The following is a 9886-nucleotide window of genomic DNA, read 5'->3' as shown; positions in this document are numbered from 1 at the left end:
TCAGGTGCGTCCTGGTTGCGGCAGTAGAAAAATCGCCCGGGAGCCTGGTCGAGGCGCCGTACAGCAAGGCAGCAGGAACGTCGTGGTCAGCTGCCCATGGCCGTCCGGTACCGTTTCCACCGTGCCGAGCAACGCGCCCCGCGAACTTCGGGAACGCCTGACCACATGGTGGGCCACCTGCCGCTGCGGCCATTTTCGTGACCATCACCGACATTACCGGCGCGGCTCGGACTGTGGGCGCTGTTCGTGCCCGGCGTTCTCCCGCGTCCGCTCTCGTCGACGCGGCTGACCGCCGCGGGGGCAGCCCGGACGCGCCGGCCAGTGTACCGCCCTGGGCACAGAAAAGATCATCTGAACGCGGCGGCTGGCACGGGAGGTGCCGGCAGCTCGGCGGACGCGGCCGCCGAGGACAGGTTTTTCTTTGTTTTCTTTATCGCCAGATAGCCAACCAAAGACCTCCGCAACATCTCCGCTGCCCCGCCGCACGCCAGCGGACCACTACTGGAACACAAGAATTCTCAGCATCATTAAACGATAAGTGACCCCGTCACACGCAGCGATGCCAACCTTCGGTGACACTTACACAACCAGTAGTGATGTCATGTGATATGTTCCCCGTGCCGAGATACACACTGTCCGATGATATAGACAGCCAGCAACAAAATGATCGTGGACGGTGCGGAACGTACAAGGGGGCAACGGTGTACGGACGCAAGGCCGAACGTCGACAAGGCTGCTGCCGTACATCAGCTGTCGAATCGGCGGCGCTCGCCCTGTAGGCACCAGCACGATCATCACTTTTCGCGCCGCCAACACCCCCGGAACACCAGCACATGAGACCTGGCACCACGAGCCAAGCCGACCGCGTCGACTCTTCGATCTCAGCTGACGACCTGACGGGCATCCCCCACGATGGCACCGCCGCCAGGGGGCATCGCGGGCGCCCCTGCGGCGTCTGTCGCGTGCCCGAGGCCGAGGCGACGCCCGAAGAGCAGGTCGGCTCCGCCACAACCTTTTCCGCCTGGCCCGAATCGGAGGATACCCGTTGTTCGAGACGTCGCGGCGTCCAGTGGCCCCCCTCTCGGTTAGCATCGTCATTCCAACGCTCAATGAGGCGAAGAACATACCTGGCGTCTTCCGGCGGCTACCGCCCGACGCGGAAATTATCCTGGTGGACGGCCGGTCCACTGACGACACCATCCGTGTCGCCTGCGAAATCCGTCCCGACACAATCGTCGTGCGCCAAACCAGACGTGGTAAAGGGAACGCTCTCGCCTGTGGCTTCGCCGCTTCCACCGGCGATTTCATCGTCATGCTGGACGCCGATGGCTCGGCGGACCCCAGCGAGATCCCTGCCTTCCTCGACGCTCTTCGCAATGGCGCGGACTTCGCCAAGGGAACACGTTTCGCCCACGGCGGCGGAAGCGCCGACATCACCCGCGCCCGGCAGCTGGGAAACCGCGCTCTGTGCTTCCTGGCCAATCGGTTGTTCGGCCAGCGTTTCACCGATCTCTGTTATGGCTACAACGCCTTCTCCCGCACGTGTCTCGCGGCGCTGGGCCTCACACCCGGCCAGCACAACGGAACTCGCCAGTGGGGTGACGGCTTCGAGATCGAGACTTTGATCATGCTGCGAGTCGCCGCGGCCGGCCTGCGCATCACCGAGGTCGGCAGCTTCGAACGCCCTCGCGTGCACGGCGAGTCAAACCTGCGAGCCAGCAGCGACGGCCTGCGGGTACTGCGCACGATCCTGTCCGAACGGCTGCACCGACGCGACCCGCTGATCGGTCAAGCGGCCGGGTGCCACTCCGCGGCATCCGCCGCTCCGCCGGCCACCGCCCTTCCCCGCCAGGCAGACGCCCCAGAGCAGCCGGACCGGGCCGGCAGCGCCTCGGCGACCTACGCATGACGGCCGTCAGCGGACGGCGGACGCAAACGGCGCCAGTTCCGGCGGCCCGCGGCCCGGCCAGTTGGCCAGACCGCGGGCGCGACGAGGAACCGGACGACGCCAGCTGGCCCGCGGCGTGCGCGTCCGTCGTCATCTGTGCCTACACCGAAGAGCGGTGGGCCGATCTGGAGCGGGCCGTGACAAGTCTTTCGGCCCAGACCGTTCCCCCCCACGAAGTCATCGTGGTCATCGACCACAATCCCAGGCTCCACCAGCGCGCGGCTGCCGGTCTGTCCGGCGTCCAGGTCGTGCTCAACAGCGGTCGCAACGGTCTGTCCGGAGCCCGTAACACCGGTATCGCGACCGCCACCGGCGATGTGATCGCCTTTCTCGACGACGATGCCGAGGCTGAACCATCATGGCTGGCAAACCTCCTGGCTCCGTATGCGGACCCGGCCGTCGCCGGTGTCGGCGGGCTGGCCGAGCCGCGCTGGCCGTCGAGCCGCCCGCCTTGGTTCCCACCGGAATTCGACTGGGTGGTCGGCTGTAGCTACCAGGGACTTCCCACTGCCAGCGCACCGGTCCGGAACCCAATCGGTGCCGGCATGTCGTTCCGGCGGATGGTCTTCGACCAGGTGGGCGGTTTCACCGACGGACTCGGCCGGCTCGGGTCCCGGCCGCTGGGCTGCGAGGAAACCGAGCTCGCCATCCGGCTGCGCGCCCATGACCCAACGATGATCATGCTTTACCAACCGCTCGCGCGGGTAAGCCATCGGGTCACCCGGGAGCGTACGACCTGGCGGTACTTCCGGGCCCGTTGCTATGCCGAAGGCCTTTCCAAAGCCGCGGTCGCCCACAGCGTCGGCCGCGATGCGGCACTCGCCAGCGAAAAGGACTACGTGCGCCGCGTGCTCCCCCGGGCGCTGTGCCGCGACCTGGCCACACCGCGGCGCTGGCCGCGTGCGGGCGTCACCGTGGCGGGCCTGGGGATCACCACAGCCGGATATGTCCATGGCCGGTGGTTGCGCTGGCGGCGTCCTGGCAGCCCAGCCCGCCTTCCTGATGAGCCGGCCCGCCGTTCTGGTGAGCCGCGGCATCAGCCGCGCGGCTGTCCATCGTCGCTGCCCGCCGCGACGGTGACCGGGCTCACCCGGGGGCCGGCCGCCCACCTCGCGCATGCGGTCAGTGGCCGGCGAGGCCGTCAGGCGGCCCGAACCGCACCGGCAGCCACGACAGCACGGATCTGGTGCGGGGAGGTGGAACTCACCGAACCGATGGCTCTTCCCGCTGAGCTGCTCGACACCGCCGCCACGCCGTACCGCGAAGCCCGGCTTCTGATCCGCCTGCACGGCACACCGCTCGGCTTCCTGTCCGTCGATCTCGACACGGACGTCCTCGACGACCTGACGCTGCGGGCCATGGCCAGCCGCGACCTTGGCGAGGCCATCCGCGCTCACCTGGGCATCGACGGACTCGACCAGCTGCCGGGTCCGGACCCGGACCCGGAGCCACCGGCGTGCCCGGCACCGGCAGGCCCGCTGGCCGCCGGTCACGCATGCCGCCGGCTGCTCTCGGCCCCCGCGGTGAGCGTTGTGGTCTGCACCCGTGACCGGCCGGCCCAGCTCGCCGCCAGCCTGGTCTCGTTACGCGCGCTCGACTGGCCCTGGCTCGACGTCATCATCGTCGACAACGCCCCGACCGACCCGGCGACCCGAAGCGTGTTCGACGCCCAGGCCGCCGGCGACCCCCGGTTCCGGTACGTGCTGGAGCCACGGCCTGGGCTCTCCCGGGCACGCAACGCGGGCCTGACAGCGGCAAGCAGCACGATCGTCGCCTTCACCGACGACGACGTGACCGTGGACGCCGACTGGATCCGCGGCCTGGTACGCGGCTTCGAGCGCCGGCCCGATGTCGCCTGCGTCACTGGGCTCGTGGCCGCGGCCACCCTGGCAAGCCCGGCGGAACGTTACTTCGACGCCCGGGTGTCATGGGCGACGAACTGCCGGCCGGCGCTGTTCGACCTTGATCGGTCCCGGCGGCCGAGCCCGCTGTACCCCTACAGCGCGGGGGCGTTCGGCACTGGGGCAAACATGGCGTTCCGCCGCGATGTCCTGCTCGCCCTCGGTGGCTTCGACGAGGCGCTCGGCGCCGGCACCGCGTCAGCTGGCGGTGAGGACCTCGACGTCTTCGTCCGCGTGCTGCTTGCCGGGCACGCCCTGGCCTATGAGCCGGCGGCACTCGTCTGGCACAGTCACCGGGCTGAGCTGGACGCGCTGCGCCGGCAGCTTTTTGGCTACGGCACCGGGCTGACCTCGTTCCTCTGCAAATACCTGCTGGACCCAGCCACGGCCCGGGGCCTGCTCGTCGCGGTTCCCGCCGGGATTGGCCATCTGCGGACGACCCGGCGACGGACCGGGCGCGCAGTCACCGCGTCCGCTGGCGGCACGCGCGGGCCGCTGGCCGCTGGTCACCGGCTGGCCGGACCGGCCGCGTTGCCCATGCGTCGGCTCTGGTTGCGCGAACTCGCCGGTATGGCCGCGGGTCCAGTCTGTTATCTGCGGTCCCGCCACCAAGCGGCTCACGACCGGCCGCCAGCGCCAGCATGGCGGTGAACGGATGCCACCGCGGTGGCCGGGATGGCGGCCAGGGCGACAGCCAAGGCGACCACCGGGATGACGGCCCCGACGACGGGCACCGCCCGGCCCCGCTCACCAGTGACACGGCGCCCACCGCATACCCGCCCGCTGGCGGTGAGCCTGGTCCGGCCCGGTCGGCGCCGATGCCAGCCAGCTGTCATCGGCGTGACCTGATGAACACGAGGGCGGATGCATGATCGAACCACGGCGTCGATGCGCGGTGGACTGCGCCCTGCTGGCACTTGCCGCGCTGACCCTGCTGATGGCCCTCAGCGGCACGCACTCACCGGTGCGGGCCGTGCTGGCTGTGCTGGCGGCGGCGCTGCTGCCAGGCGCGGCGGCGCTGACCACCCTGCGCCTTGACGACGCGTTGACGTGGCTCGCGGTCACGGTGAGCGTGAGCCTCGCGATGCTGACCCTGCTGGCGGTGGTCACCGTCGAGGTGGGCTGGTGGAACCCCACGGCGCTGCTGCTCTGCCTTGGGCTGGCCTCCGGTGGGGTGCTCGCCTGGGATCTTCGGCGGGCGCTCGGCGAGCTCTCCGCGACGGCCCCGGATCGGCGCCGGGACCATGAACGGCACCACGAGCACGGACAGCGCAGGGAGCACGAACAGCGCCACGAGCACGAACGGCGCCAGGGATGACCGCCAGCCCGCCGATCCATCGGTTGAGCTGGCTGGCGGTCCCGCCGGCAACGGCAGCGGCCGCCCAGGCCTCGGCAGCGGTGCGTGCGCTGGGCAGGCTCGCACCGACCACGGCGGTGGGCATTGCCGGCGTCCTCCTATGGGCCACGTCACTGGGCGACATCCGGGTGGACTCCCTCGGTGACTACGGGCTGCCACCAGCCCTGCCTGTGCGCTGGTACGCCGGACTCGCCCTGGTGGTCGTCGGGTACGCGGCCGCGCTCTGCCAGCGGCGGCCGAGCCCGTGGCTGCTCGCCGGTTTCCTCACGGCAACCGTGGTCATCCTCTACGGGACGGTGCCACTGTGCACGGACGTTCCGCACTACCCCTGGGTGTACAAACACATCGGCGTCGTCCGGTACATCGATGTGCACGGCAGTATCGACCCCGGGATCGACATCTACCATCGGTGGCCGGGATTCTTTGCGGTTGCCGCGCTGTTCGGCCAGCTCGCCGGACAGCGGAATCCGGTGACGTACGCGGCCTGGGCCGAGGTTTTCTTTCCGCTTGTCCAGGCAGGAATAGTCGCCGCGACCGCACGGACGCTGACCGGTCGTGCCCGTACCGCCGCCACGGCCGCCTTCCTCTTCGTCATCACCAACTGGGTGGGACAAAGCTATTTCGCGCCGCAGGCATTCGGGCTCACGATGGGGCTCGGTCTGTATCTGGTCGCGCTGCGGTTCCTGACCGGGCCGCGATCATCACACCTGGCCGGGACGCCCCCGGGCCCGGCACGGCGGGCAGCTATAACGATCATATGTGTGCTGCAGGCGGCGGTGGTCGTCAGTCACCAGCTCACCCCCTATCTGCTCGTTGCCGGGATGGGCGCGCTGAGCGCCGCGGGATACGTCCGGCCGCGGTGGCTCACCGCTGTACTGGCCGGGCTCACGCTGGCCTGGCTGGTGCCGAACCTCGGCTACGTCCAGCACACCTTCGGCCTGCTTTCCGGGACGAACCCGGTGGCCAACGCGACGAACGCGCACGTTCACGAGTTCTCCCCGCTGCCCGGGAAAATCTTCAACGCGCGCGCCGGGTACGCGCTGACGGTTTCCGTGGGGCTGCTGGCCGTCATCGGCGCCTGGCGCGATCTGCGCCGGGGTAACCGCGTGGCCGGGATCCCGCTGCTGCTCGCGGTGGTTCCCGTCGGGATCGTGTTCGCTCAGAACTACGGCGGCGAGGCGTCGCTTCGGGTCGTCCTGTTCGCCCTGCCGTTCGCGGCTGTTCTCGGCGCCCTCGCCCTGGAGCCCACCGGCGGCGTGTGGCGCCTGCGCCAGGCGCCGCGGGTCAGCGCCGTCACCGGCGCTCTGGTCGCCATGTTCCTGCCCGCGTTCACCGGACAGGAAGAAATCAACATCATGACTCCGGACACCGTCCGGGCCGCCGACTACTTCGACGCCCACGCCGAAGCCGGGTCGGTGCTTCTTCTCGCCGGCCCCGACTTCCCGCTCCGGTACGGCCCCAGGTACCCGGAATTTCGGGGTCCGAGCAGTGACGACGACCCCAACCTGCTGCACACGGCCGGGTTCCGCCACCGCCAGCTGGGCGCGGCTGACCTCGATGGCGTCGTCGCGGTGCTGCGGCAGTACTCCACGCACGGTTATCTCGCGTTCACAACCTCGCAGGAGGTCTACGCCGAGGTCTTCGGGCTCGCCCCACCGGGAGCGCTGGGCTCCCTGGAGCAGGCGGTCGCGCGTTCGCCACGCTTCCAGGCCTTCTTCACCAGCCCGACTGCCCGCATCTACTCCTACCAGGCAGGCCGATGATGACCGCCGGCGTGCCGGGGCACTCCGGACGCCACCCATACCCCTACCATGATCAGCGACAGCGAGGCCGGCACAGGATGACTCGCGGGAACGCTCGCCCGGCGGATCCGGCGCCGGGAACACGGCCTGCGCAAGCCACTGCCCGGCGCGGCGTCCTCTACCGCAACGGGCTGGCCCTGGTCGTCAACAGTGGAGTGTCCTCCCTGTTGGGAAGCGCGTACTGGATTCTCGCCGCGCGCACCGCCACCCCGGCCACGGTCGGCGCGGCCACCGCCCTGGTCGCGGCGCTCACCGCGCTGTCAACGCTTGCCCAGTTCAGCTTCGGCGGCGCGTTCGCGACGTTCCTCCCAGGCGCCGGGGCATCCGCCCGGCGCCTGGTACTGATCGGATACGGCGTGGCGACCGGTGCGAGCCTGCTGCTGGGCACGGTGTTCGTACTGGTGATCCCCAGGATGAGTCCAGCGCTCGCGGTGCTGGGACGTCCCAGCGCCGCGATCGGCTTCACGCTGGCGGTCGTGCTCTGGTCGATCTTCTCCTTACAGGACAGCGTGTTGACAGGCCTGCGCGCCGCGCTCTGGGTGCCGATCGAAAACGTCGCCTACAGCGCCACCAAGCTGGCGGTGCTCGCGGCGCTGGCCGCGGGCGGGCAGAGCGGCGCACTCAGTCTCTTCGGCTCATGGGCGCTGCCGCCGGTGGTGTTCATCGCGGCTGTCTCCTGGCTGCTGTGGACGCGGCTGCTGCCGCCGTCCCGCCCCACGGGGGGCAGGGCGGCAGGCGAAACGCTGGGCGGGACTACCGAGATGTTTCGCTTCCTGTCCGGTGACGCCGTAGGAATGCTCTTCGCCCAGGTCGCGACGACCTTCCTGCCGGTACTCGTCGTGGTCAGGATGGGCTCGACGGCCGGCGGCGCGTTCGGCATCGCCTGGATGCTGACGGTATCGGTCGATCTGATCACCATCGGGATGGGGATCTCGCTGACGGTCGAGGGTGCCCAGCCCGGTGCCAACGTCGACGCCCTGCACACGGCCGTCCTGCGCCGGGTTCTCCCGGTCGTCGCGGCGGTCGGTGCCGCCGGCATCGCCGCGGCTCCAGCGATCCTGAAAATCTTCGGGACGACCTACGCCGAGCAGGCCACCACCCTGCTGCGTCTGCTGCTGCTCGGCGGTATGGCCCGCGCGGTGACGGTACTGGCCGTCTGTGCGGCGCGGGCACGGCGGCAGGCCGGCCGGATCGTCGTCCTGCAGGCCATCCCCGCGATGATCATAACCGTAGGTGTCTGGCAGTTCGCCCAGCCGCTTGGGCTGCCCGGTGTCGGTCTCGCCTGGGTTGCGGGGCAGAGCGTCACGGCGATGATCGCCATCATGCTCAGCCGCCCCGCGCTGAGAGTGCGTCTGAACAGTGGCCACAACACCAGCAATCACAACGGCGGTGGCCATAACGACGGTGGCCACAACGACGGTGGCCACAACAGCGACGTCGCTGTGCCCGCGTCCGTAACAGCGGAATCCATAACGACGGAAAAGAGAGGAGCTTTCATGCGTATGGCCGGTCGTGACCGTGCCTGGATAGGCCGGCGGCACATCATGCTCGCCGGCCCGGCCGACATGCCGGACGTGGCCGCGGTCAGGGTGGCCGCGGAACAACTGTTCACCATGAAACCCGGCCACCGGCTGTTCCGTACGCTCGACCCGAGCTCGACACGGTGGCGGCCGACCCCGACCGCCGAGATACGCCGGCACTGCGTGACGATGATTGTCCCGATGGACGATCCCGACCCGGACGACCTCACCGGCCATATCGAACGCCTCTACGCATCCGCTGTGCCGACCCTGCCGTTCCAGCTCTATGTCGGACGCCGGTACGCGGCATTGTCGATAGCCCACTGTCTCGGCGACGGCTGGTTGAGTACGAACGCCTTCCCCGACCTGCTGCGCGCCGGCCTCGACGGCGACCCACCGGTAGCGCTGACCAGGGACGAGACGGTGCTGCCGCTGCTACGCGCACTCATCCACTTCTGCGGTCGTGATCCGCGCCGCCTGCTGGCGATGCTGCGCGGTCCGCGGCCGAGCGGACCACCGGCGGCACCGCCGCGGTCCAGGCGCGCAGCCGGTGGCCCACCGCCCGCATCCACCGCGCGGGCACCGGCCGCAACATCCACAACCACGACATCCACAGCCGCAACATCCACGGCCGCTCCGAGCCGGCCGGCTGCGCCGGCGCTGGCGGTTGTCGCACGGCACAGCCCCGTGTCGACGCTGGCGGATATCCGGGAGTGGCGCGATGCCCACGCCCCCGGCTCGACCAGCGCCGCCGTCATGTTCGCCGCGGCCCGGGTCGCGTTCGACCGCTGCGGGCTGGGCACACCCGCCAGCGCGGGCCTGTTCACACTGGTTGACAACCGGCGTTTCCTGCCAGCCGACGCAAACGTCGCGGGCAACTTCGCGGTGGGTCTGCGCATGTTCCCGGTCGATCCGGTCGATCCGGTCGCCATCAGCCGGGCACTGCGCGAAACGGTTGCCTCTGGCCGGCCGCTGGCCACGCTGTGTCTCATTGCCGCCCGCGGCTACCGACGGCGGCTGCCGTCGGCAGCACCACCGCGGGCCGGCGTCCATCCACCGCCGCACCCGTGCCTGGTGCTCAACCATCTGGGCCGGGTGCCGCGCTTCGAACGGCTTGGCTGGGTCGATGGTCCGCCGGGCACGGATCCCGGTACGGACACGCCTCAGCTGTACTCGGCGTCCACACCCGGAGACAACGACGTCATCTCTGTGAAGTTCGTCGAGCTGCGCGGCGCGCTGTCGATCACCGCGGCCTTCCATCCGGCCAGCTTCTCCCGGGCCGCCGTGGCCGCCGCGATCGGCCTGCTGTGCACTGACCCGCTCGATCTGCTGACCTCCCCGGGGCCGGCCGGCACAGG

Annotated in this window: 5 protein-coding genes; all 5 read left to right on the top strand. The window is 69.9% G+C overall.

The features are described 5' to 3' along the window. The first annotated feature begins 1045 nt into the window (after nt 1-1045). Nucleotides 1046-1909 carry a glycosyltransferase family 2 protein gene (locus tag MJ785_RS15250; protein WP_239308401.1) on the top strand — a complete coding sequence of 288 codons (864 nt, stop codon included), beginning with the start codon at nt 1046-1048 and terminating at the stop codon, nt 1907-1909. Further along, nucleotides 1906-4500: a glycosyltransferase gene (locus MJ785_RS15245; RefSeq protein ID WP_255727659.1), complete on the top strand. Its 2595-nt coding sequence runs from the start codon at nt 1906-1908 to the stop codon at nt 4498-4500. Before MJ785_RS15250 ends, MJ785_RS15245 begins: the two co-directional genes overlap by 4 nt. 217 nt (nt 4501-4717) lie before the next feature. After that, nucleotides 4718-5167: a hypothetical protein gene (locus MJ785_RS15240; protein WP_239381447.1), complete on the top strand. Its 450-nt coding sequence runs from the start codon at nt 4718-4720 to the stop codon at nt 5165-5167. Further along, nucleotides 5164-6969 (top strand): hypothetical protein, encoded by a 1806-nt coding sequence (locus tag MJ785_RS15235; protein WP_239345736.1) that lies wholly within the window; start codon nt 5164-5166, stop codon nt 6967-6969. Before MJ785_RS15240 ends, MJ785_RS15235 begins: the two co-directional genes overlap by 4 nt. Nucleotides 6970-7046: 77 nt before the next feature. Continuing rightward, on the top strand, nt 7047-9886 hold a 2840-nt coding region (locus MJ785_RS15230), incomplete at its 3' end, for a hypothetical protein (protein WP_239381445.1).

It is taken from the genome of Protofrankia sp. CiT1 (genome assembly GCF_917627335.1).
Lineage (GTDB): Bacteria > Actinomycetota > Actinomycetes > Frankiales > Frankiaceae > Protofrankia.
Note: the sequence above shows the minus strand (reverse complement) of the source record. Positions and strands in the feature narration are given on the sequence as shown.

Bases quoted from the DNA above. Each gene is read 5' to 3' on its own strand.
- MJ785_RS15245 (WP_255727659.1), top strand. From the start codon at position 1,906: ATGACGGCCGTCAGCGGACGGCGGACGCAAACGGCGCCAGTTCCGGCG.
- MJ785_RS15235 (WP_239345736.1), top strand. From the start codon at position 5,164: ATGACCGCCAGCCCGCCGATCCATCGGTTGAGCTGGCTGGCGGTCCCG.
- MJ785_RS15240 (WP_239381447.1), top strand. From the start codon at position 4,718: ATGATCGAACCACGGCGTCGATGCGCGGTGGACTGCGCCCTGCTGGCA.